Source organism: Microbacterium sp. PAMC21962 (assembly GCF_019443465.1).
Classification (GTDB): Bacteria; Actinomycetota; Actinomycetes; order Actinomycetales; family Microbacteriaceae; genus Microbacterium; species Microbacterium hominis.
This window is the reverse complement of sequence record NZ_CP080381.1, coordinates 790599-814443: the sequence shown is the minus strand read 5'-3', so window position 1 is coordinate 814443 and position 23845 is coordinate 790599. Positions and strand designations below refer to the sequence as shown.

Sequence of the window (23845 nt, the reverse complement as noted above, 5' to 3'; positions counted from 1 at the left end):
AGGAACCGTCGTGTTCAGGAACTATTTGGTTTCGGAACTGGCGAGTGTCGTATAGAGTCTCCCGCATGACCTCACCCTCACCCGAAGCCGCTGCGGCGGCGCACTCCAGCCGGCGCTGGCTGACGCTCGCCGTCGTCGCGCTGGCCCAGCTGATGGTCGTGCTCGACGCGACCGTCGTGAACATCGCCTTGCCCGCCGCGCAGGCCGACCTGCAGTTCTCCGACGGCGACCGGCAGTGGATCATCACGGCCTACTCCCTGGCCTTCGGCTCCCTGCTCCTGCTCGGCGGCCGCCTGTCGGATCTCATCGGACGCAAACGCGCCTTCATCATCGGACTCCTCGGCTTCGCGCTCGCCTCCGCCCTCGGCGGCATGGCCGACACCTTCGGACTCCTCGTCTTCGCCCGGGCGCTGCAGGGCGCCTTCGGTGCACTGTTGGCGCCGACGGCGCTCGCAGTGCTCACCACGACCTTCACCGATCCCAAGGAGCGCGGTCGCGCCTTCGGCGTCTTCGGCGCGATCGCCGGTGCCGGCGGCGCCATCGGGCTCCTGCTCGGCGGCATCCTGACGGAGGACCTGAGCTGGCGCTGGAACCTCTACATCAACGACGTCATCGCGGTGGTCGCCGTGATCGGCGCGATCTTCTTCGTGCACACGATCCCGCGGACGGGACCGCGTCCGAAGCTCGACGTGCCGGGGACGGTGCTGGTGTCCGGTGCCCTCTTCGCCCTGGTCTACGGATTCGCCCACGCGGAGACCGACGGCTGGGACGCGCCGCTGACGTGGGGCATGCTCACCGCGTCGGGCGTGCTGCTCGTCGCCTTCGTCCTGTGGCAGCGCCGGTCCGCGCATCCGCTGCTGCCTCTGCGTATCGTCCTCGACCGCAACCGGGCGGCCGCGTACAGCTCGATCCTCATCGCCGGTGCGGGGATGTTCGGGATCTTCCTGTTCGTGACCTACTACCTCCAGACCACGCTCGGCTACTCCCCGATCCAGACCGGGCTGTCGTTCCTCCCGATGATCGCGATGCTGGTGCTCAGCGCGCAGCTGTCGACGAACATCTTCCTGCCGCGGTTCGGTCCGAAGACGATGGTTCCGATCGGCATGCTGCTGGCCATGTCGGGCATGGTGCTGCTCACGTTCCTGGATCGCTCCAGCGTGTACGCCGCGAACGTGCTGCCGGCCCTGATGCTGCTGGGGCTCGGCATGGGATCGATCATGCCGCCGTCGATCCAGACGGCCACCCTCGGCGTCGACCGCGAGTTCGCCGGCGTCGCCTCCGCGATGGTCAACACCTCGCAGCAGGTGGGCGGCTCGATCGGCACGGCACTGCTGAACACCCTCGCCGCCACCGCCGCGGCGGACTTCGTCGCCGCGCACACGCCCGTGACGCCGGACGTGCTCGCGGACGCGGCCATCCACAGCTACGCGACGGCGTACTGGTGGGGTGCGGGGGCATTCGGCCTCGGTGCGCTCATCTCCGCGGTGGCCTTCCGACGCAAGGGCGCCGCTGCGGCGGGGGATGCCGGCGCCCCGGCGCCCGACGCGGCATCCGAGCCGGTGCTCGCCCACTGAGGCGGCCGTCGCGCGCCGTCCGGACGTCGCCTCGCGACGCCGGGCGGCGCGCGTCGTCGCGATAGTCTCACCGGATGGTGACCATCGCAGCGCTGACCGCCGCCGACCATGACGAGTGGGCCGCCCTCTGGGCCGGTTACCTCACGTTCTACGAGAGTGAGCTGACCGACGAGGTCACCGCGGACGTCTTCCGCCGGCTCGTGGAGGGCGGGGCGCTGCGCGGGGCGATCGCGCGCGACGACGACGGACGTGCCGTCGGCCTCGTGCACTGGCTCTTCCACCCGTCCACCTGGAGCATCGGTGCGTACTGCTACCTCGAGGACCTGTTCGTCTCGCCGGATGTCCGTGGCGGCGGCGTCGGGCGTGCGCTCATCGCCCACGTACGCGACCGCGCGCAGATCGAGGGGGCGGCGAAGGTCTACTGGCTCACCCAGAGCGGCAACGCGACGGCGCGCACCCTGTACGACCGCGTCGCCGAGGACACCGGCTTCGTGCACTACCAGATCGCGCTCTGACCCGGCATCCGTCGGCCGCGGACGCGCAGAGGGGGCCCGCCGTCAGCGGGAGAGGCGCTTGGCGAGGAGCTTCTCCTCGCTGCCCCGCAGCGGCGAGTCGGTCGCCACGAGCTTTCCGCGCGAGGCGCGGTACGTGTCGACGATCGTGCCGATCGACAGCGCGAGCGTGATGCCCCAACTCAGCCACGCGAGAGCCTGCCGCCACGTGAAGGGCACGTCGCCACGGAGGCCGCGCAGCAGGGCGAGGCCGCTGGTGACGGCGGAGATGATCCCGGTCCCGAACAGGTACTTGCGCATGGGACCACGTTAGCCTGGACCCACGCCTGCCGAGAGGAGCCGCGTGAGCGACCGGAAGTCCAAGGCCGACGTGATCGTCGTGTCGAACCGTTTGCCCGTAGACCACGACCCGAGCGTCGAGGGCGGGTGGCGGCGCTCGCCCGGAGGCCTCGTCGCCGCGCTCGAGCCGGTGCTGCAGCAGACCGGGGGTGCGTGGGTCGGGTGGCCCGGGACCGCGGGGCTGGAGCTCGAGCCGTTCGAGCTCGACGGCATGGAGCTGGTCCCGGTGACCCTCACCGATGAGGACGTCGAGCTCTACTACGAGGGCTTCTCCAACGACACCATCTGGCCGCTGTACCACGACGTCATCTCGCCGCCGGCCTACCATCGCGAGTGGTGGGAGGCCTACGTCCGCGTCAACGAGCGGTTCGCCGAGGCCGCGGCATCCGTCGCCGCCCCGGGCGCCATCGTGTGGGTGCAGGACTACCAGCTCCAGCTGGTCCCGCGCCTGCTGCGCGCGCTGCGCCCCGACGTCGTGATCGGCTACTTCCACCACATTCCGTTCCCGGCATACGGCCTGTTCGCCCAGCTGCCGTGGCGCAGACACGTGCTGTCGGGACTTCTGGGCGCCGACGTCATCGGCTTCCAGCGGGTGCAGGATGCCGGCAACTTCACGAACGCGGTCCGTCGCCAGCTCGGCTTCGAGACCAAGTCCGGCACCATCCGCATCGTGGCCGACGACGGCTCGGTGCGCACCGCGGTCGCGAAGGCGTATCCGATCTCCATCGACGCGCAGCTCTACGACGAGATCGCGCGCCGGCCCGAGGTGCAGGCGCGCGCGAAGGAGATCCGGGAGAGCCTCGGCAATCCGCAGACGGTGCTCTTCGGCGTCGACCGCCTCGACTACACCAAGGGCATCGGCCACCGGCTGAAGGCCTACGGCGAGCTTCTCGAGGAGGGCCGCCTGGAGGTCGAGGACGTCACGCTCGTGCAGGTGGCGAGCCCCAGCCGGGAGCGCGTGGCCGCCTACATGCAGCTGCGCGACGAGATCGAGCTCACCGTCGGGCGTATCAACGGCGACTACGACACGGTGGGGCACACCGCGATCAGATACCTGCACCACTCGTATCCGCGCGAGGAGATGGTCGCGCTCTACCTGGCCGCCGACGTCATGCTCGTCACGGCGCTGCGCGACGGGATGAACCTCGTCGCGAAGGAGTACGTCGCCAGCCGGGTCGACAGTCGCGGCGTGCTCGTGCTGAGCGAGTTCACCGGCGCGGCGGACGAACTCGCCCAGGCGGTGAAGGTCAACCCCCACGACATCGACGGCCTCAAGGACGCGATCATGACCGCGATCGACATGCAGCCCGCCGAACAGGCGCGGCGGATGCGAGGACTCCGCCGCCGCGTGCGGGATCACGACGTCGCGGACTGGTCACGTCGTTTCCTCACCGACCTCGACGCCGTGAAGGCACGGTCGTGAGCCTCGCTCCGGCCGTCGCCGCGCTCGCGCGGACCGAGCGTCTGCTGGTGGCGCTCGACTTCGACGGCACCCTCGCGCCGCTGATCGACGAGCCGATGGCGGCGCGGATGAGCGCGGACGCCCGCGCCGCGGTCGACGCTCTCGTGCGCGCGCCCGCGACGACGGTCGCCCTCGTCTCGGGGCGCACCCTGCACGACCTCCGCATCATCGCGGAGCACGACGACGCCTCGCCGGTGCTGCTCGCCGGATCCCACGGCGCCGAGCACTGGCCCGCCTCTGACGACGATCGCGACGCCGACGGTGCGGATGCCGCGCTCCTCGCCCTCCGCGACGACCTGCGCCGCCGCGCCGAGGCGCTGGCTGCGCAGGCCGAGGGCGCATGGATCGAGCCGAAGCAGTTCGGGTTCGCGCTGCACACACGGCTGGTCGCCGACCCGGCCCACGCGGCGCGGGCGCACGACGCGATCGCCGGGCTCATGGCCGTCGAGGCGCCCGACTGGCGCCGCCGCGACGGCCACGACATCCTCGAGTACGCGTTCCGCACCGAGGGCAAGGACGGCGCTGTGGCGCGGTTGCGAGAGCGCACCGGTGCGACCGCCGTGCTGTTCGCCGGCGACGACGTCACCGACGAGGACGCCCTGCGCAGCCTCGAGCCCGGCGACGTGGGTGTGCGCGTCGGCGGGGGAGCGACGGCCGCCACGGTGCGTGTCGACGGCATCCCCGAACTGGCGGCGCTGCTGTCGGGTCTCGCGCGCGAACGCGACACCCTGCGGGAATAGACTTCGAGGATGCCGGACAGCGATCCCACCATCGACATCAAGCCCCGCAGTCGTGTCGTCACGGACGGCATCGAGGCGACCACCTCCCGCGGCATGCTCCGTGCGGTCGGCATGGGCGACGAGGACTGGGACAAGCCCCAGATCGGAATCGCCTCCAGCTGGAACGAGATCACCCCCTGCAACCTGAGCCTCGACCGGCTCGCTCAGGGAGCCAAGGAGGGCGTGCACGCCGGCGGCGGCTACCCCCTGCAGTTCGGGACCATCTCCGTCTCGGACGGCATCTCGATGGGTCACGAGGGCATGCACTTCTCGCTCGTCTCGCGCGAGGTCATCGCCGACTCGGTCGAGACCGTCGTCATGGCCGAGCGTCTGGACGGCACCGTGTTGCTCGCCGGCTGCGACAAGTCGATCCCGGGCATGCTCATGGCGTCCGCTCGCCTCGACCTGTCGAGCGTCTTCCTCTACGCCGGCTCGATCGCCCCCGGCTGGGTGAAGCTGTCGGACGGCACGGAGAAGGACGTCACGATCATCGACTCCTTCGAGGCCGTCGGCGCCTGCCTCGCGGGCAAGATGAGCGAAGCGGACCTCAAGCGCATCGAGTGCGCCATCGCCCCGGGCGAGGGCGCCTGCGGCGGCATGTACACCGCCAACACGATGGCCTCGGTGGCGGAGGCGCTCGGTCTCAGCCTTCCGGGCTCGGCGGCCCCGCCGTCCGCCGACCGTCGCCGCGACTACTACGCGCACCGCTCGGGCGAGGCCGTCGTCAACCTCCTGCGCCAGGGCATCACGACCCGCGACATCCTCACGAAGGAGGCGTTCGAGAACGCGATCGCCCTCGCGATGGCGCTCGGCGGCTCGACCAACGTCGTGCTGCACCTGCTGGCCATCGCGCGCGAGGCCGAGGTGGAGCTCAGCCTGCACGACTTCAACCGCATCGGTGACCGGGTCCCGCACGTGGCCGACATGAAGCCGTTCGGGAAGTACGTCATGAACGACGTCGACCGCCACGGCGGCATCCCCGTCATCATGAAGGCCATGCTCGACGAGGGACTGCTGCACGGTGACGCCCTCACGGTCACCGGCAAGACGCTCGCCGAGAACCTCCGCGAGCTCGACCCCGACCCCATCGACGGCACCGTCATCCACACGTTCGACGACCCGATCCACGCGACCGGCGGCCTGACGATCCTGCACGGCACCCTCGCCCCCGAGGGCGCCGTCGTGAAGACCGCCGGCTTCGACGCGTCGGTGTTCGAGGGCCCGGCCCGCGTGTTCGAGCGCGAGCGCGGCGCGATGGATGCCCTGGAAGCCGGCGAGATCGAGGCCGGCAGCGTCATCGTCATCCGCTACGAGGGTCCCAAGGGCGGCCCCGGCATGCGGGAGATGCTCGCGATCACCGCGGCCATCAAGGGCGCGGGGCTCGGAAAAGATGTACTACTCTTGACGGACGGCAGATTCTCAGGCGGCACAACCGGCCTGTGCATCGGCCACATAGCACCCGAAGCGGTGGACGCAGGTCCTATCGCCTTCGTGCGCGATGGTGATCTGATACGGGTCGATATCGCGGCTCGCACTCTCGACCTACTCGTCGACGACGCAGAGCTGAACTCCCGCCGTGACGGCTGGGAGCCGCTTCCCCCGCGCTACACCCGTGGCGTTCTGGCCAAGTACTCGAAACTCGTGCGCTCCGCAGCGGAGGGCGCGACGACCGGCTGAGGCCGAGACTCCAGGGCGGGAAGCCGCCCTCACACGCATCCGACACCCGAGGTACCACTATGTCTCTCGACACCGCGGCCGTGCCGCGACCACCCGCCCGAGGATCCTCCGCACCGGTGCTGACCGGCGCCCAGGCCGTCGTCCGCTCGCTCGAGCTCCTCGGAGTGACCGACGTCTTCGGCCTGCCCGGCGGCGCGATCCTCCCCGTCTACGACCCCCTGATGGACTCGACGGCGCTGCGCCACATCCTCGTGCGCCACGAGCAGGGCGCCGGCCACGCCGCCGAGGGCTACGCCGCGGCATCCGGCAAGGTCGGCGTCGCCATCGCGACGAGCGGTCCGGGCGCCACCAACCTGGTGACCGCGATCGCCGACGCCTACATGGACTCGATGCCGATCGTCGCGATCACCGGCCAGGTGTTCTCGACCCTGATGGGCACCGACGCGTTCCAGGAGGCCGACATCGTCGGCATCACGATGCCGATCACGAAGCACTCCTTCCTCGTGAAGGATGCGTCGGAGATCCCCGGCGCCATCGCGGCCGCCTTCGAGATCGCCTCGACGGGCCGTCCGGGCCCCGTGCTGGTGGACATCACCAAGGACGCGCAGCAGGCCGAGGCGCCGTTCGTGTGGCCGCCGAAGATCGAGCTGCCCGGATACCGCCCCGTCACGAAGGCCCACGGCAAGCAGATCCAGGCCGCGGCCCAGCTCCTCGTCACCGCGCGCAAGCCGGTGCTGTACGTCGGCGGCGGCGTGGTCCGCGCCGGGGCGGCCGCCGAGCTGCGCACCCTCGCCGAGACGACCGGCGCCCCGGTCGTGACGACGCTCATGGCGCGCGGCGCGTTCCCCGACTCGCACCCGCAGCACCTGGGGATGCCGGGCATGCACGGCACGGTGCCGGCGGTGCTGGCCCTGCAGGAGTCCGACCTCATCGTGGCGCTCGGCGCCCGCTTCGACGACCGCGTCACCGGCAAGGCGGCGCTGTTCGCCCCGAACGCGCAGGTCGTGCACGTCGACATCGATCCCGCCGAGATCTCGAAGATCCGCACGGCCGACGTGCCGATCGTCGGCGACGTGCGCGACGTGCTCGTCGACCTCGACGCGGCGTTCCGCGGGGCGGCGGAGGGGCAGAAGCCCGACATCGCCGAGTGGTGGTCGTACCTCGACGGCCTGCGCGACGAGTTCCCCCTCGGCTACACGCAGCCGAGCGACGGACTGATGTCGCCGCAGTACGTGATCTCCCGCATCGGCGCGCTCACCGGCCCCGAGGGCGTCTACGCGGCGGGCGTGGGCCAGCACCAGATGTGGGCCGCGCAGTTCATCACGTACGAGCGCCCCAACGCGTGGCTCAACTCCGGTGGCGCCGGCACGATGGGGTACTCCGTCCCCGCCGCCATGGGGGCCAAGGTCGCCGAACCCGACCGCGTCGTGTGGGCGATCGACGGCGACGGCTGCTTCCAGATGACCAATCAGGAGCTCGCCACCTGCGCGATCAACAACATCCCGATCAAGGTCGCGATCATCAACAACTCGAGCCTCGGCATGGTGCGCCAGTGGCAGACGCTGTTCTACGACGGCCGCTACTCCAACACCAACCTCAACACGGGCCACGGCAGCATCCGCATCCCCGACTTCGTGAAGCTCGCGGAGGCCTACGGGTGCCTCGCGATCCGCGTGGAGAAGGAGGAAGACGTGGATGCCGCCATCCAGACGGCGCTGGAGACCAACGACCGCCCGGTCGTGATCGACTTCGTCGTCTCCGCCGACGCGATGGTGTGGCCGATGGTGCCGCAGGGCGTCAGCAACAGCTACATCCAGTACGCGCGCGACCACGCCCCGAGCTTCGATCAGGAGGACTGAGATGAGCCGTCATGTCCTGAGCCTTCTGGTGGAGAACAAGCCGGGCCTGCTGACCCGCGTCGCGGGGCTGTTCGCCCGTCGTGGGTTCAACATCGAGTCCCTCGCGGTGGGCGTCACCGAGGTGCCGGGCCTGTCCCGCATCACGGTCGTCGTCGACGTCGAGGAGCTGCCGCTGGAGCAGGTGACCAAGCAGCTCAACAAGCTGATCAACGTCATCAAGATCGTCGAGCTGGAGCCCGCGGCATCCGTGCAGCGCGAGCACATGCTCATCAAGGTGCGCGCCGACAACCAGACGCGCTCCAACGTGATCGAGGTCGTGAACCTCTTCCGCGCCTCGGTCGTCGACTACGCGACCGATGCGCTGGTCGTCGAGGTGACCGGCGATCGCGGCAAGATCGACGCGATCCTGCGCGCGCTCGAGCCGTTCGGCATCAAGGAGCTCGCCCAGTCGGGTCTGCTCGCGATCGGCCGCGGCGGCAAGTCCATCACCGAACGCGTCCTGCGCGGCTGAACCTCTCGCGGGCGCCTCGACGTGCTGCGCCCGCTCAACGACCGGAAAGAAACCAAGGAGAAACACACACCATGGCTGAGATCTTCTACGACTCCGACGCCGACCTGTCCATCATCCAGAGCAAGAAGGTCGCGATCGTCGGCTACGGCTCGCAGGGGCACGCGCACGCGCAGAACCTCCGCGACTCGGGCGTCGAGGTCGTCATCGCGCTCAAGGACGGCTCGAAGTCCATCGCGAAGGCGCAGGAGGACGGCTTCGAGGTCAAGAGCGTCGCCGACGCGGCGGCCTGGGCCGACCTGATCATGATCCTCGCGCCCGACCAGCACCAGCGAGGCATCTACCGCGACAGCATCCAGCCGAACCTCGCCGCCGGCAAGACGCTCGCCTTCGCCCACGGCTTCAACATCCGCTTCGGCTACATCGACGCGCCCGAGGGCGTCGACGTCATCCTCGTCGCCCCGAAGGCGCCGGGACACACGGTGCGTCGCGAGTTCGTCGCCGGTCGCGGCATCCCCGACATCATCGCCGTCGAGCGCGACGCGTCGGGTCACGCCTGGGAGACCGCGCTCTCGTACGCGAAGGCCATCGGCGGCACCCGTGCCGGCGTCATCAAGACGACCTTCACCGAGGAGACCGAGACCGACCTCTTCGGCGAGCAGGCGGTGCTGTGCGGCGGTGTCTCGCAGCTCGTCCAGTACGGCTTCGAGACGCTGACCGAGGCCGGCTACCAGCCGCAGATCGCCTACTTCGAGGTGCTGCACGAGCTGAAGCTCATCGTCGACCTCATGTGGGAGGGCGGCATCGCGAAGCAGCGCTGGTCGGTCTCCGACACGGCCGAGTACGGCGACTACGTCTCGGGCCCGCGCGTCATCGACCCGCGCGTCAAGGAGAACATGCAGGGCGTGCTCGCCGACATCCAGTCCGGGGCGTTCGCGGAGCGCTTCATCGGCGACCAGGACGCCGGTGCGCCCGAGTTCCAGGAGCTGCGCGCGAAGGCCGCCGCCCACCCGATCGAGGCCGTCGGCAAGGACCTGCGTGCCCTGTTCGCGTGGAAGCAGCAGGACGCCGACTACACCGAGGGATCCGCCGCGCGCTGATCCCGTCCAGACCCTCGGCACACCCGCCGAGCAGGCTTGCGAAAGCCACACGGGCCCGGCCCCCTCACAAGGGGGTCGGGCCTTCGCTTTTGCTAGCGTGGCGGTCATGACCGTCGCCGTCGAGATCGCCGTGCAGGATGCCGCGGGCTCCCGCGCCGCGATGGATGCCGGAGCCTCCCGTCTCGAACTGTGCCAGGCGCTGGGCGTCGGCGGCCTGACACCCTCGATCGGACTCGTCGAGGCCGCGGTGGCCGGCGTCGGGGGAGAGCCGGTCAATGTGCTGGTGCGCCCTCGCGGCGGCGGGTTCGTCTACGACGCCGAGGAGGTCGCCCTGGTCGCCGCCGACATCGCCGCGGTCGCGCGTGCGGGCGCCGGGGGCGTCGTCGTCGGTGCGCTGACGGCCGCCGGCGCGGTCGACGCGGAGGCGCTGCGTCGCTGGCGTGAGGCCGCCGGCGACCTCACGCTCGTCTTCCACCGGGCGATCGACGCGTCCGCGGATCCGCTCGCGGTGCTCGAGCGCCTCGCCGAGCTGGGCGTCGACCGGGTTCTCACCTCGGGCGGGGCCGACCGTTCCATCGACGGGGTCGGCGCGCTGCGCCGCTTCGTCGCACTCGGGGCGGGCGTGGAGATCATGGCCGGCGGCGGCATCCGCGTGCCCGACATCCCGGCCATCGTGGCGACCGGCGTCGACGCCGTGCATCTGTCGGCGCGAGCCGTCGCCGGCCGCGACACGCCCGCCGGGCCCGGCGGCGGCACGAGCGGCCACGACGTCACCGACGCGGCGGTCGTGGCGGCGGCGGTGGCCGCGGTCGGCGCTACGCTCGAAGCGTGAGCACACCACGCGACGACGACGCCCTCAGCTGGGACGGCGACGACGACCCCACGCTCGATGTCGGCCACCGGCCCGGCGCCGACACGGCGGTCGCGGACGGCGCGCCGATCGAGGACGATGAGCCCGCGGCGGAGCCCCTCGCCCTCCCCGACGGCTACACGGCCGTGGGGAAGGGGAGCGCGGAGGTCGGCCGCATCGAGGCCGACGGCACGGTCACCATGCCCGACGAGCCCGCACAGCTGTCGAACGCGATGCTGGTGACGGTCGGCATCCTCGCCGGCGCCTACCTCCTCTTCACGATCGGCTGGATCATCGGCGGACTGCGGCTGCAGGGCACCGCCCAGTTCCTGGTCAGCCCCGTCGGGTACACGGTCGCGTTCTGGCTCGCCGTCGCGGCGCCCGCGCTGTGGTTCCTGACGGTGTTCGTGCTCACCCGGCTCGCCAAGGCCTGGGTCCGCGTGCTGCTCCTGCTCGGCGGACTCGCGCTCCTCGTGCCGTGGCCCTTCATCCTGGTCGGGGCGGTGGGACGATGACCCCGGACACGTCCTCCGCGACGACCCCCGTGGCCGCAGGGAAGCGGCGCGCGCTGCCGACCTGGCTGATCGTGACGATCTCGGTGCTCTTCGGGCTCTTCTACGCGTACTTCGTCTGGAACGCCGCGGACTTCCTCGTCCAGGCGGCATCCGGCGCACAGCCGCTCAACGGCTACGGCTGGTTCGTCCTGCTGCTGTCGGTGGTCTTCCCGCTCGTCGCGTTCGGCGTCGCCTTCGCCGTGGGCTGGCGGCGTCCGTGGTGGCAGTTCTCGCTCGTGCTCGTCACCGGGCTGTGCGTCGTCGCGGTGTTCTGGTTGAACATCCTGACCTACAGCGTCGGGCCCTCCGGCACATCGATGATCGGCTGAGAGCCGGGTTTTCCCGGCCGTCACACGGTCGGGGGCAGGGCGGCACGACCGGTAGGCTGGCATCCTTCCACCGATCCCATCCTTCGCAAAGGTCCTGCCGCTGTGTCCAAGCCCGTCGTCCTCATCGCCGAAGAACTCTCACCCGCCACGATCGACGCCCTCGGGCCGGACTTCGACGTCCGTCAGGTCGACGGCACCGACCGCCCGGCGCTGCTGTCGGCGATCGCCGAGGCGCACGCGATCCTGATCCGCTCGGCGACGAAGGTGGATGCCGAGGCCATCGCCGCCGCTCCCGTGCTCAAGGTCGTGGCGCGTGCGGGCGTGGGCCTCGACAACGTCGACATCAAGGCGGCGACGGCCGCCGGCGTCATGGTCGTCAACGCGCCGACCTCGAACATCATCTCCGCGGCGGAGCTGACCGTCGGGCACATCCTGAGCCTGGCGCGCCACATCCCGGCCGCGCACGCGTCGCTCGCGGCGGGCGCATGGAAGCGCAGCTCGTTCACCGGCACCGAGCTGTTCGAGAAGACGGTGGGCATCATCGGCCTCGGCCGCATCGGGGCGCTCATCGCGGCCCGGCTGCAGGCGTTCGGTGTGACGGTCGTCGCGTACGACCCGTATGTCACCCCCACGCGCGCCCAGCAGCTCGGAGTGAGCCTGCTGAGCCTCGACGACCTCCTCGAGCAGAGCGACTTCATCACGATCCACATGCCCAAGACGCCGGAGACGACCGGCATGATCGGTGCCGAGCAGTTCGCGCGGATGAAGCCGACCGCCTACGTGGTCAACGTCGCCCGCGGCGGACTGATCGACGAGGAGGCGCTGTACACGGCCCTCACCACCGGTGAGATCGCCGGGGCCGGTCTCGACGTCTTCACGAGCGAGCCCCCCGCGCCCGAGGGCACCGCGTTCCCGCTGCTGTCGCTGCCGAACGTGGTCGTCACCCCGCACCTGGGGGCCTCGACGGACGAGGCGCAGGAGAAGGCCGGCATCTCGGTCGCCCGCTCCGTCAAGCTCGCCCTCGAGGGCGACCTCGTGCCCGACGCCGTCAACGTCGCCGGTGGCGTGATCGATCCGTTCGTGCGTCCCGGTATCGCGCTCGTCGAGCAGCTCGGGCAGGTCTTCTCGGGCCTCGCGACGAGCGCGCTCACGAGCCTCGACATCGAGGTGCGCGGTGAGCTCGCCGCCTACGACGTGAGCGTCTACCGCCTGGCGGCGCTCAAGGGGATCTTCACCAAGATCGTCAGCGAGAACGTGTCGTACGTCAACGCGCCGCTGTTCGCCGAGCAGCGCGGCATCGAGACCCGCCTGATCGTCGAGGCCGACAGCCCCCTGTACCGCAACATCACGATCCTGCGCGGCACGCTGTCCGACGGATCCGTGCTGACGGTCGCCGGCACCCTGGCCGGCACGCGCATGGTGCCGAAGATCGTCGGCATCAACGGCTACGAGATCGAGGTGCCGATCGAGAAGCACCACCTCGTGATGCGCTACGCCGACCGTCCCGGCATCGTCGCGATCTACGGACAGAAGCTCGGGGAGGCCGGCATCAACATCGCGGGCCTGTTCGTCGCGCAGCCGGATGCCTCGGGTCGCGCCCTCTCGGTGCTGACCGTCGACCAGCCCGTGCCCGACGCGATCCTGGACGACACGCGTGCAGCGATCGGCGCCGACCTGTTCCGGCAGCTGGAGATCAGCGAGGCCTGAGGCCCGCAGGGCGTTTCGACTCGCGGCGCTCGCTCGACGACCGGGGGAGCCGCCTCTTCCCGGTCGTCGAGCGCGGAGCGCAGCGACGAGTCGAGACGCGGTGCCCCCGGGTCAGCGGACCGCGCGCTCGACCAGGGCGACGAGCGCGTCGAGCGCGTCGCCGCGGGGGACCGGCCCGGGGATCGAGCCGCCCGACAGGGCGTTGTTGAAGTACAGGCCGTCGCCGACGAGCATGACCAGATCCAGCGCGGCGCCGTCGGGGGCGTACGGGCGCAGGGCGTCCGCCCACTTCTCCCGCACCTCGCGCAGCGCTTCCGCGGCCTGCGCGTTCCCGCCCTGCGCCAGGCGCGAGGCGGCGAGGATGGCGCGGTCGATCGGGTCGTTGGACATCACCGACGACCGCAGGTAGTGGGCGATGGGGCCGCCCGGGTAGCTCGACATCGCCGCCACGTCGTCCTCCACGAGCGCGCGGAGGCGTTCGATCAGGCCGGCCTCGAGCAGTTCCTTCGAGGCGAAGTGGTAGAGCAGGCCGCCCTTCGAGACGCCCGCTGAGCGGGCCGTGGCATCCATCGTCGCCGCGCGTTCACCGTCGTCCACGAGGATCGCCTCGAAGGCGTCCAGCACCTTCTCGCGGGCCAGGGGAGGGCGACTCATGGTCTCGATGCTATCCAGCGCGTGATCTCCATCTCTGTTACTATACCGGCTGGACGGTAAAGAAATCATGACTTTGACAGAAGAGATCACCCTGGCCGAGGCGAACGGCAAGCGCGTCGGATGGCGCGGCTGGCTCGCGCTCGTCGTGCTGATGCTGCCCGTGCTGCTCGTGTCCGTGGACAACACGGTGCTGAGCTTCGCGCTGCCCGACATCGCCCTGAGCCTCAACCCCTCCAGCGCGCAGCAGCTCTGGATCATCGACGCCTACCCCCTCGTGCTCGCGGGCCTGCTCGTGACGATGGGAACCCTCGGCGACAGGTTCGGCCGACGGCGGATGCTGCTCATCGGCGCGACCGGATTCGCGGCCGTGTCGGTGCTCGCCGCGTTCGCCCCCAGCGCCGCCTGGCTCATCGCCGCACGCGCGGGCATGGGTGTCTTCGGCGCGATGCTGATGCCGTCGACCCTGTCGCTGCTGCGCAGCATCTTCACCGACCGCGACCAGCGCCGCATGGCCATCGCGGTGTGGGCGTCGATGTTCTCCGCCGGCGCGGCGCTCGGTCCGATCGTCGGCGGCATCCTGCTGGAGCACTTCGCGTGGGGCTCGGTCTTCCTCATGTCGGTGCCGGTGCTCGTGCCGCTGCTGGTGTTCGCACCGCTGCTGGTGCCCGAGAGCCGCGACCCGCACCCGGGGCGCATCGACCCCGTGAGCATCGCCCTGTCGATGCTGACGATGGTGCCGATCGTCTACGCCATCAAGGAGGTCGCCGTCCACGGGTTCGGCGTGCTGCCGGTGGTGCTGACCGTCGCCGGCGTAGCGTTCGGCGTACTGTTCGTGCGTCGCCAGCTCGGCTCGACGCAGCCCATGCTCGACATGCGCCTGTTCTCGCGCGGCACGTTCAGCGGTGCGCTGCTGGTCAACCTCCTGAGCGTGGTGTCGCTGGTGGGCTTCCTGTACTTCGTCGCACAGCACCTGCAGCTGATCGTCGGGCTGTCGCCGATGGAGGCCGGCTTCGCGCTCGTCCCCGGAATGGCGGCCATGATCGTCGCCGGGCTCCTGGTCGTCCCGATCGCGCGTCGCGTCTCGGCGCGCGTGGTCGTGCCGATCGCGCTGACGTTCTCGGTGGTGGCGTACCTGCTCGTCCCGGGCGCCGTGGGCGACGGCGCGCTGCCGCTGCTCGTGGCCGCGTTCGTGCTGCTCGGCATCGGCATCGGAGCGGCCGAGACGGTCTCCAACGAGCTGATCCTCGCGAGCGCGCCCCCGGCGAAGGCGGGTGCCGCCAGCGCCGTCTCCGAGACGGCCTACGAGCTGGGCGCCGTGCTCGGCACGGCCGTGCTCGGCGGCATCCTGACCGCGGCCTACCGCAGCGGGATCGTCCTGCCCGCGGGAGTCGAGGGGGCGGCCGCGGATGCCGCGCGCGAGACGCTCGCCGGCGCGATGACGGTCGCGGGCACGCTCGACACCCCGACCGCCGAGGCCCTGCGCAGCGCCGCGGCGCACGCCTTCGATGCCGGCGTCGGCATCACCGCCGTCATCGGCGCGGTGCTCGTCGCCATCGCGGCGGTCATCGCGGCCACTACGCTGAAGGGGTCCCGCAGCGCGCACGTCGAGCACTGAGCCGTCCTCCCGGACGACGACGCCGACAATGCCGCGCGTCGACGGTTCGGGCAGTTTCGAGCAGTTTCGAGGAGTTCCATGTCGCGTGTCATCAAGCTCGCCGTCATCCCGGGTGACGGCATCGGTCCCGAGGTCGTCGGCGAGGCGGAGAAGGTGCTGGATGCCGTGACCGCGGCATCCGACGTGACCTTCGACAAGACACGGTTCTCGCTCGGCGCGGCGCGTTACCTCGAGACCGGCGACACGCTCACCGACGACGACCTGGCCGCGATCGCCGCGCACGACGCCATCCTGCTGGGGGCCGTCGGCGGCGTGCCGGGAGACCCGCGGCTGAAGGACGCGAACATCGAGCGCGGGCTGCTGCTGAAGCTCCGCTTCTCGCTCGATCACTACGTGAACCTCCGCCCCTCGAAGCTCTACCCGGGAGCGCCCGGCCCGCTGGCCGACCCCGGCGCGATCGACTTCGTGGTCGTCCGCGAAGGCACCGAGGGGCCCTATGTCGGCAACGGCGGATCGATCCGCACGGGCACCCCGCACGAAGTCGCCAACGAGACGTCGGTCAACACGGCCTTCGGCATCGAGCGCGTCGTGCGCTACGCGTTCGCGCAGGCCGAGCGTCGCCGCAAGAAGGTCACGCTCGTGCACAAGACCAACGTCCTGGTGCACGCGGGCGGGATGTGGAAGCGGATCGTGGATGCCGTGGCCTCCGAGCACCCCGACGTGACCGTAGACTATGTGCACATCGACGCGGCCACCATCTATCTGGTCACGAACCCGGGCCGCTTCGACGTGATCGTCACCGACAACCTCTTCGGCGACATCCTCACCGACTTGGCCGGCGCCGTCACCGGAGGCATCGGCCTCGCCGCTTCGGGGAACATCAACCCCGACGGCGCGTTCCCCTCGATGTTCGAGCCCGTGCACGGCTCGGCGCCGGACATCGCGGGACAGCAGAAGGCCGACCCCACGGCCGCGATCCTCTCCGTCGCTCTCATGCTCGATCACCTCGGGCTGGCCGACGAAGCCGCGCGCGTCACCCGCGCCGTCGAAGCGGACATCGCCGCCCGGGGATCGCAGCCCCGCACCACCGCCCAGGTCGGCGACGCCATCGCCGCCGCTGTCCAGGCGTAGCCTGGAACCGCCGCACGTACGCCGACCGCTCACACCCTCAGGACTAGACATGAGCCTCACCTACGAACCCGACGCCGGACTCGCCCCCCTGGAGTTCGCGGTCACCCGCAACCTGGCGGCGAAATCCGCCGCCGAGCGCGAGCAGCTGCTCGCCGACCCGGCCTTCGGCACCACCTTCACCGACCACATGGTCGACATCTGCTGGTCGGTGCGCGGCGGTTGGCACCGCCCCCGCGTGCAGCCCTACGGGCCGCTGTCGCTCGACCCCGCCGCCGCCGTGCTGCACTACGGCCAGGAGATCTTCGAGGGCATCAAGGCCTACCGCCACGCCGACGGTTCGGTGTGGACCTTCCGTCCCGACCAGAACGGTCGTCGTCTGCAGCGCAGCGCCCGTCGCCTCGCGCTGCCCGAGCTGCCGGTGGAGTACTTCGTCGAGTCGCTGAAGGCGCTCATCGCGGTCGACGGCGCCTGGGTGCCCTCGGGCGCGGACCAGAGTCTGTACCTGCGCCCGTTCATGTTCGCCAAGGAGGCGTTCCTGGGCGTGCGCCCGGCCAACAAGGTCGGCTACTACGTGATCGCCTCCCCGGTGGGCGCCTACTTCAAGGGCGGCGCGAAGCCGGTGTCGATCTGGCTCAGCGAGGACTACGCCCGCGCCGGCAAGGGCGGCACCGGCGCCGCCAAGACCGGCGGCAACTACGCCGCGAGCCTGCTCCCGCAGGCCGAGGCGTACGAGCAGGGCTGCGACCAGGTCGTCTTCCTCGACCAGGATCGCAACGTCGAGGAGCTCGGCGGCATGAACGTCGTGTTCGTCTACAAGGACGGCACGATCGTCACTCCCCAGTCCGACTCGATTCTCGAGGGGATCACGCGCGACTCGATCCTCCAGCTCGCGGCCGACCGCGGCCACAAGATCGAGGGACGCGCCGTGTCGATCGAGGAGTGGCGCTCCGGTGTGGCCTCGGGCGACATCGTCGAGGTGTTCGCGTGCGGAACCGCCGCGGTCGTCGCGCCGATCGGCGTGCTGAAGGGACGCGACTTCGTCGACGAGCAGCCCCTCGGACCGCTCGCGCTGTCGCTTCGCGAGGAACTCACCGACATCCAGTACGGGCGGCGCGAAGACACCCACGGCTGGCTGCTCCGGCTGGACGAGCCCACGACCGCTGCGGAGCCGGCGGAGTGAGGATCGTCCGCTTCAGCCATCACGACGCCATCCGTTTCGGCATCGTCGACGGCGCCGAGCTCGTCGTCCTCGCGGGCGATCCGCTGTTCGCCGGCTTCGACACCACCGGTGAGCGTGTGCCGCTCGGCGAGGCGGCGCTGCTCGCGCCGGTGATCCCGCGGTCGAAGATCGTGTGCGTGGGCAAGAACTATCGCGACCACGCAGCGGAGATGGGTGGCGAGGCCCCCGAGGCGCCGCTGCTGTTCCTCAAGCCCAACACGGCGGTCATCGGTCCCGGAGATGCCATCGTGCGCCCGCCGCAGTCGCAGCGCACCGACTTCGAGGGCGAGCTGGCCGTCGTGATCGGCCGGGTGGCGAAGAACGTCCCGGCATCCGCGGCGCTCGACTACGTGTTCGGCTACACGATCGGCAACGACGTCACCGCCCGTGACCTGCAGAAGTCCGACGGCCAGTGGGCGCGCGCCAAGGGCTTCGACACGTTCTGCCCGCTGGGGCCCGCGATCGAGACCGAGTTCGACCTGGACGGCGGTGCCCGCATCGTCACCCGGGTCGACGGGGAGGTCCGCCAGGACGGTCCGATCTCCGACATGGTGCATTCCGTGCCGGACATCATCGCCTACGCATCCGCGGCGTTCACGCTCCTTCCCGGCGACGTGATCCTCACGGGCACGCCCGCGGGCATCGGGCCGTTCGAGGCCGGTCAGAGCGTCGAGGTCGAGATCACCGGACTGGGGACACTCCGCAACACCGCGCGAAACGCGTGACCGTCGAGCCGGAGCTGGATGCCGCGACCGTCGGCCGTGTGCAGCGGCGAACGGTCGGCGTGCTCGCGGCGGGCCAGGTGCTGGGCGGCATCGCCTTCGGCGCCACGGTGTCGCTCGGCGCCCTGCTGGCGGCGGATCTGTCCGGGCAGGAGGCGCTGTCGGGGCTCGCCACGGCATCCGTCACGCTCGGTGCCTCCTTCTGCGCCATCCCGCTCGCGCGTCTCGCCGCGCGACGCGGACGCCGGGTCGCCCTCACCCTCGGCAACCTCTTCGCGCTCGTCGGCATCGCGGTGGTCATCACGGCCGCCGCGGTGCGGAGCTTCCCGCTGCTGATCGTGGGCGTCATCCTGATCGGCGCCGGCAACGCGGGCAACCTGCAGTCGCGATTCGCCGCGACCGACCTCGCGCCCGCCGAACGACGCGGACGAGACCTGGGCACGGTCGTGTGGGCCACCACGGTGGGAGGGGTTCTCGGGCCGCTGCTGCTGACGCCCGGGGAGGCGGTGGGCTCCGCACTCGGGATGCCGCCGCTGACCGGTTCGTACGCGTTCTCGATCGTCGCTCAGCTCGCCGCGTTCGTGCTGTACGTCGTGGCCCTGCGGCCCGATCCGCTCGTGCTCGCGCAACGTCTGGCCCGCAGCGGCGAGGCCCGCCGGGAGCGCATCGTCGAGGTCGATCGCCCGGTCGCGGCACGTTACGCCGTCTTCGCCGTCGCCGGCTCGCACGTCGTGATGGCATCCGTCATGGCGATGACGCCGATCCACCTCGCTCACCTCGCGCCGGATCACGTCACCGTCGTCGTGGGCACCACCATCGCGCTGCACGTGTTCGGGATGTACGGACTGTCGCCGCTGTTCGGCGTGCTCGCCGACCGGTGGGGCCGCATCGCGACGATCCTCCTCGGACAGGCGCTGCTCGCTGCCGCCCTCGTGCTCGCCGCCGTGGCCCCCGACTCGCAGTGGGCCGTGCTGGTCGCGCTGTTCCTGCTCGGCGCCGGGTGGAGCGCGGCGACCGTGTCGGGGGCGGCGCTGCTGACCGAGAGCTCGCTGACGGCTCTCCGGCCGCGACGGCAGGGGCTCAGCGACACGATCATGACCTTCAGCGCTGCCGTGGGTGCGGTTCTCGCGGGTGTGGTGCTGAGCCAGGTCGGCTACGGCGGTCTTGCGCTGGTCGCCCTCGTCGTCGTTGCCGCCGTCACGGTGCTCTCGCCCTACGCGCGGCGCGCCTGACCCGCCCGGGGTGCCGGTGTGCCGGGGTGCACGGGGCGGATGCCGAGGAGATGGCGGATACCGAGGGTGATCTGACACGGATCGGTCCTCTGATCCCGACATCTCCGCGGAATCGGCGTCGTGCGCACGCCCAGCGCAGCGCGCTCGACGCGCATCGGTCCGCCGACGCCGACCCCGATTCCCGTGCCAGGTCGTCCAGCTGGCGTGCCGTATTCAGTCTCGCCGGCGCCGGCGAGCCCCGGCGCCCGCGTGATTCCGCGGGTGCAGGGGTCCTGTCCGGGCGCGCAGACTGAGTACGGCACGCCCACGGCGCACGCCGGGGGGAGAACGCACCCGCGCGAGGGTCAGCGGCCGAGGGCGGCGACGGCGCGCTCGACGTCGTCGGCGTCGTTGAAGACGTGGAACGCGACGCGCGCGCGACCGTTGCGGCCGGATGCCGTGATGCCGGCGGACTGGAGGCGCGCCAGGTCCGCGCCGTCGGGATCGAGCCAGGTGACGATCGCCGTCGCGGTCTCGGGCTCCTCGATTCCCACCGCGGCGCGGAAACGGGCAGCCAGGCCGGTCGTGTGGGCATGCACCGCGTGCACGTCCGCCGCGGCGAAGGCGCGCAGGGCGGGTTCGGCTCCGACGAAGGCCTGCCACGCGGGCGACACGTCGAAGCGTCGCGCGCAGGCGGCGAGGTCGGCGCCGCCGCCGTAGCAGGAGGCCCACGGGTCGTCTCCCGCATACCAGCCCGCCTGGACGGGCCTCAGCGTCCGCGCGTAGTCCTCGCTCAGCACCAGGAAGGCGACGCCCCGCGGGCAGCAGAGCCACTTGTACGCGTGGCAGAGCAGGGCGTCGACGCGCCCGGCATCCACCGGCATCCAGCCGACGGCCTGCGTCGCGTCGCACACCGTCCTCGCACCGACCGCGGCGGCCGCGTCGCAGATCGCGTCGAGGTCGGCGACGTGCCCGCACGCGGACTGCACGAGCGAGAAGGCGACGAGGTCGGTGTCGGCGGTGATCGCGTCAGCGAGTCGCGACAGCGGCGCGGTGCGCACGCGGATGCCGCGGCCCGCGTGCACGAAGGGGAGCACGAGAGACGAGAACTCGTCCTCGGGGACGAGCACGTCCGCGCCGTCGGGAAGTGTGGCTGCGAGGAGCGCGACCTGGACCGAGGTCTGCGAACCGATCGCGACGCGGTCGGCGGTGACGCCCACCAGGTCGGCCAGATGCGCTCGAGAGGCCTCGACGGCACGGCTGTAGGCGGCGATGTCGGGCGTGCCGCAGAGGTCGGCGGTGACCGCGCGACGGGTGGCGTTCATGGGCAGTCCGACAGTGCACGCGGCGAGGTAGCCGGCGGCCGAGGGGAACTGTGCGCGCAGGTCCGCGAGAGGCTCGAGGTCGACGATGCTCATGGTTCCAGCGTGACGCCGCACCACGCATGCGTCTACGGCAAGTGATGCATGAAACGCATGCCGTGACATTATGTTTTCATGACGCCAGACGCACCCGACCTCGACGTCCAGGTGCTCCGCACCGTGCGGGCGATCGCCGACACCGGTTCGATCACCGCCGCGGCCGCCGCCCTCGGGTACAGCCAGCCGGCGATCAGCCAGCAGCTGCGCCGGCTCGAGGCGCGCCTGGGCGTCGCGGTCGTGGAACGGGTCGGGCGGGGCGTGCGGCTGACGGAGGCGGGCCGGGTGCTCGCCCGCCACGCCCCCGCCGTCACGCATGCGTTCGATGCCGCGGCGGAAGAGCTCGCCCAACTGCGGGGCCTGCGCACCGGCGTCGTCCGGCTGGTCGCCTTCCCGTCGGCGTCGCCGGTGCTCGTGCCGCGCCTGATCGCGGCGCTCGCGGTCGCGCATCCGGGCCTGTCACTGACGTATGTCGAGGCGGAGCCGCCCGAAGCGGTCGAGGCGATCCGCGAGGACCGCGCCGACATCGCACTGACCTTCAGCTATCCCGGCGACCGCGACGATCCGCACGGGACGAGCGCCCGCGGCCTCTCGGTGCGCAGCGCGGGTCGCGACGAGCTGCTGCTGGTGCTGCCGGAGGGGCACGGCGCCGTGTCCGACCTGGCCGACCTCGCCGCGGCGACGTGGATCGCCGGATGCCCGCGATGCCGCGGTCACCTGCTGGAGCTCTGCGGACGCGCGGGGTTCGAGCCGCGCATCGGCTTCGAGACCGACAACGCCGTGGCGGTAGAGGGACTGGTCGCCCAGGGGATCGGGGTCGCGACGCTTCCACGGATGGCCGTCGCGTCGTTCCCGGTGCTGCCCGGCGTCGTCACCGCGCCCCTGCCGGCATCCGAGGCACGTGGCCTGCACGTCGTGACCGCACGCGATGCCGAGCGCGTGCCCTCGGTGCGGGCCGTGCTCGATGTCTTGATGGAGCAGGTGAGCGCGCTGCACCGCCGGGTCTCCGACGGCGCCGAGAGCGCATGACCGACCCGGCGTCCGGCCGATCGCCGAGCCGCGAGCCGCAGGACGGGGGAGGGCGGCAACTAGACTGAGACGGATGTCTGCCGCGATCCATCCCCGTACCACCACCGCCTCCGGAACCGACGTCCGCGTGCGGTTCTGCCCCTCGCCGACGGGTCTTCCGCACGTCGGCATGGTCCGCACCGCGCTCTACAACTGGGCGTACGCACGCCACACCGGCGGCAAGCTGATCTTCCGCGTCGAAGACACCGATGCCGCGCGCGACAGCGAGGAGAGCTACCGTCAGCTCGTCGACGCGCTCACCTGGCTCAAGATCGACTGGGACGAGGGGGTGGAGAAGGGCGGCCCGCACGAGCCGTACCGCCAGTCTCAGCGGCGCGACATCTACGCGGGCGTGCTGCAGACGCTCATCGCGTCCGGTGCGGTGTACGAGTCCTACTCCACGGCAGAGGAGATCGACGCCCGCAACGAGGCCGCGGGTCGCGCGAAGCAGCTCGGGTACGACAACTTCGACCGTGACCTCACCGACGAGCAGAAGGCCGCGTTCCGCGCGGAGGGGCGCGAGCCCGCGTGGCGTCTGCGCGTGCCGGACGAGGACCTCACCTATGTCGATCTGATCCGCGGCGAGGTCACCTTCCCCGCCGGCTCGTTCCCCGACTTCGTCGTCGTGCGCGCGGGCGGTCAGGCCCTGTACACGTTCACCAACCCGGTGGACGATGCGCTGATGGGCATCACGCACGTCATCCGCGGTGAGGACCTCATGCCCTCGACCGCCCGCCAGCTCGCGCTCTACGGCGCTCTCATCGAGGCCGGCGTCACCGATTTCATGCCGCGATTCGGTCACATGCCGCTGGTCCTCGGCGAGACCGGCAACAAGAAGCTCTCCAAGCGCGATCCGCAGGCCGACCTGTTCCTGCACCGCGAGCGCGGCTTCATCCACGAGGGACTGCTGAACTACCTCGCTCTTCTCGGCTGGTCGATCGCCGCCGACCGTGACGTGTTCTCCCTCGAGGAGTTCGTGGCCGCCTTCGACATCGTCGACGTGAACCCCAACCCGGCACGCTTCGACCAGAAGAAGGCCGAGTCGATCAACGGCGACCACATCCGCATGCTGGATGCCGAGGACTTCGCGGGCCGCCTGGTGCCCTATCTGCACGCCGCGGGTCTGGTCGAGGCCCCGCCGACGCCGGCGCAGCAGGCGACGCTGGATGCCGCGGCCCCGCTCGTGCAGGAACGGATGCAGCTGCTGGGTGAAGCGCCGGGCCTGCTGGGATTCCTGTTCCGCGACGAGGTGGAGTACGACGACGACGCGCTGAAGGGCCTTCCCGCCAATGCGGGGGAGGTGCTCGTGGCATCCGTCGGCGCGCTCGAGCTGGTGCCGGAGCACGGGTTCACGGCCGCGGCGGTGCAGGACGCGCTGTCGCAGGCGCTGATCGAGGGTCTGGGACTCAAGCCGCGCGTCGCGTACGGTCCGCTGCGCGTCGCCGTGAGCGGCAGGCGCGTGTCGCCGCCCCTGTTCGAGTCGCTGGAACTGCTCGGCAAGGCCGAGTCGATCCACCGCCTCGACGCGCTCGTCCAGCGGGTCGGCTGATCGCCGAC

Annotated in this window: 22 protein-coding genes; 19 read left to right on the top strand and 3 right to left on the bottom strand. The window is 71.0% G+C overall.

Annotated features, from left to right (window positions below):
• Positions 1-65: 65 nt before the first annotated feature.
• Positions 66-1574, top strand: coding sequence for an MFS transporter (locus KY498_RS03915; RefSeq protein ID WP_223848915.1), 1509 nt, complete (start codon positions 66-68; stop codon positions 1572-1574).
• 74 nt (positions 1575-1648) lie between these two features.
• Positions 1649-2089: a GNAT family N-acetyltransferase gene (locus tag KY498_RS03910; RefSeq protein WP_060958415.1), complete on the top strand. Its 441-nt coding sequence runs from the start codon at positions 1649-1651 to the stop codon at positions 2087-2089.
• Positions 2090-2131: 42 nt separating this feature from the next.
• On the opposite strand, the gene KY498_RS03905 is transcribed toward KY498_RS03910, so the two are convergent.
• Complete coding sequence (locus KY498_RS03905; RefSeq protein ID WP_060958416.1) at positions 2132-2386, bottom strand: hypothetical protein; 255 nt, start codon at positions 2384-2386, stop codon at positions 2132-2134.
• Between the two features lie 43 nt (positions 2387-2429).
• Here KY498_RS03905 and KY498_RS03900 point away from each other — a divergent pair, with 43 nt between their 5' ends.
• From KY498_RS03900 to serA, 10 genes are all read left to right on the top strand, one after another.
• Positions 2430-3848 carry a trehalose-6-phosphate synthase gene (locus tag KY498_RS03900; RefSeq protein ID WP_060958417.1) on the top strand — a complete coding sequence of 473 codons (1419 nt, stop codon included), beginning with the start codon at positions 2430-2432 and terminating at the stop codon, positions 3846-3848.
• Entirely contained in the window at positions 3845-4627 is a 783-nt protein-coding gene (gene otsB / locus KY498_RS03895; RefSeq protein ID WP_191008471.1) for a trehalose-phosphatase, read from the top strand. Before KY498_RS03900 ends, otsB begins: the two co-directional genes overlap by 4 nt.
• Before the next feature lie 9 nt (positions 4628-4636).
• Positions 4637-6343, top strand: a complete 1707-nt coding sequence (gene ilvD, locus KY498_RS03890) for a dihydroxy-acid dehydratase (RefSeq protein WP_060958419.1) — start codon at positions 4637-4639, stop codon at positions 6341-6343.
• Positions 6344-6402: 59 nt separating this feature from the next.
• Positions 6403-8202: an acetolactate synthase large subunit gene (locus KY498_RS03885; RefSeq protein ID WP_191008472.1), complete on the top strand. Its 1800-nt coding sequence runs from the start codon at positions 6403-6405 to the stop codon at positions 8200-8202.
• A gap of 1 nt (position 8203) precedes the next feature.
• Positions 8204-8713 (top strand): acetolactate synthase small subunit, encoded by a 510-nt coding sequence (gene ilvN, locus KY498_RS03880; protein ID WP_036290481.1) that lies wholly within the window; start codon positions 8204-8206, stop codon positions 8711-8713.
• Positions 8714-8784: 71 nt separating this feature from the next.
• The gene (ilvC, locus tag KY498_RS03875; protein ID WP_060958421.1) at positions 8785-9810 is read left to right on the top strand and encodes a ketol-acid reductoisomerase; all 1026 of its coding nucleotides are present in this window, start codon (positions 8785-8787) and stop codon (positions 9808-9810) included.
• Positions 9811-9916: 106 nt separating this feature from the next.
• Positions 9917-10642 (top strand): copper homeostasis protein CutC, encoded by a 726-nt coding sequence (locus KY498_RS03870; RefSeq protein WP_061781832.1) that lies wholly within the window; start codon positions 9917-9919, stop codon positions 10640-10642.
• Positions 10639-11175, top strand: coding sequence for a DNA polymerase III subunit gamma/tau (locus KY498_RS03865; protein ID WP_191008473.1), 537 nt, complete (start codon positions 10639-10641; stop codon positions 11173-11175). Before KY498_RS03870 ends, KY498_RS03865 begins: the two co-directional genes overlap by 4 nt.
• The gene (locus tag KY498_RS03860; RefSeq protein ID WP_191008474.1) at positions 11172-11543 is read left to right on the top strand and encodes a bacitracin resistance protein; all 372 of its coding nucleotides are present in this window, start codon (positions 11172-11174) and stop codon (positions 11541-11543) included. The genes KY498_RS03865 and KY498_RS03860 overlap by 4 nt, the downstream gene beginning before the upstream one ends.
• 102 nt (positions 11544-11645) lie before the next feature.
• Entirely contained in the window at positions 11646-13250 is a 1605-nt protein-coding gene (gene serA / locus KY498_RS03855) for a phosphoglycerate dehydrogenase (RefSeq protein WP_191008475.1), read from the top strand.
• A 111-nt stretch (positions 13251-13361) separates the two neighbouring features.
• Here serA and KY498_RS03850 read toward each other — a convergent pair whose 3' ends face one another.
• Positions 13362-13904 carry a TetR/AcrR family transcriptional regulator gene (locus KY498_RS03850; RefSeq protein ID WP_101306205.1) on the bottom strand — a complete coding sequence of 181 codons (543 nt, stop codon included), beginning with the start codon at positions 13902-13904 and terminating at the stop codon, positions 13362-13364.
• A 67-nt stretch (positions 13905-13971) separates the two neighbouring features.
• Here KY498_RS03850 and KY498_RS03845 point away from each other — a divergent pair, with 67 nt between their 5' ends.
• The 5 genes from KY498_RS03845 to KY498_RS03825 all read left to right on the top strand — a co-directional run bounded on the left by KY498_RS03845 (position 13972) and on the right by KY498_RS03825 (position 19823).
• Positions 13972-15519 (top strand): MFS transporter, encoded by a 1548-nt coding sequence (locus KY498_RS03845; protein ID WP_061781816.1) that lies wholly within the window; start codon positions 13972-13974, stop codon positions 15517-15519.
• A gap of 78 nt (positions 15520-15597) precedes the next feature.
• Complete coding sequence (locus KY498_RS03840; RefSeq protein ID WP_060958428.1) at positions 15598-16650, top strand: 3-isopropylmalate dehydrogenase; 1053 nt, start codon at positions 15598-15600, stop codon at positions 16648-16650.
• Positions 16651-16699: 49 nt separating this feature from the next.
• A complete protein-coding gene (locus KY498_RS03835; RefSeq protein WP_060958429.1) occupies positions 16700-17830 on the top strand; it encodes a branched-chain amino acid aminotransferase in 1131 nt (376 codons plus the stop codon).
• A complete protein-coding gene (locus KY498_RS03830) occupies positions 17827-18594 on the top strand; it encodes a fumarylacetoacetate hydrolase family protein (RefSeq protein ID WP_060958430.1) in 768 nt (255 codons plus the stop codon). Before KY498_RS03835 ends, KY498_RS03830 begins: the two co-directional genes overlap by 4 nt.
• A gap of 14 nt (positions 18595-18608) precedes the next feature.
• Entirely contained in the window at positions 18609-19823 is a 1215-nt protein-coding gene (locus KY498_RS03825; protein ID WP_101307220.1) for an MFS transporter, read from the top strand.
• 344 nt (positions 19824-20167) lie between these two features.
• Here KY498_RS03825 and KY498_RS03820 read toward each other — a convergent pair whose 3' ends face one another.
• Positions 20168-21220, bottom strand: a complete 1053-nt coding sequence (locus KY498_RS03820; RefSeq protein ID WP_191008476.1) for an aminotransferase class V-fold PLP-dependent enzyme — start codon at positions 21218-21220, stop codon at positions 20168-20170.
• A 78-nt stretch (positions 21221-21298) separates the two neighbouring features.
• Here KY498_RS03820 and KY498_RS03815 point away from each other — a divergent pair, with 78 nt between their 5' ends.
• The gene (locus KY498_RS03815) at positions 21299-22249 is read left to right on the top strand and encodes a LysR family transcriptional regulator (RefSeq protein WP_191008477.1); all 951 of its coding nucleotides are present in this window, start codon (positions 21299-21301) and stop codon (positions 22247-22249) included.
• 73 nt (positions 22250-22322) lie between these two features.
• On the top strand, positions 22323-23837 hold the full coding sequence (gene gltX, locus KY498_RS03810; protein ID WP_191008478.1) for a glutamate--tRNA ligase: 1515 nt from the start codon (positions 22323-22325) through the stop codon (positions 23835-23837).
• The last annotated feature ends 8 nt before the right edge of the window (positions 23838-23845 follow it).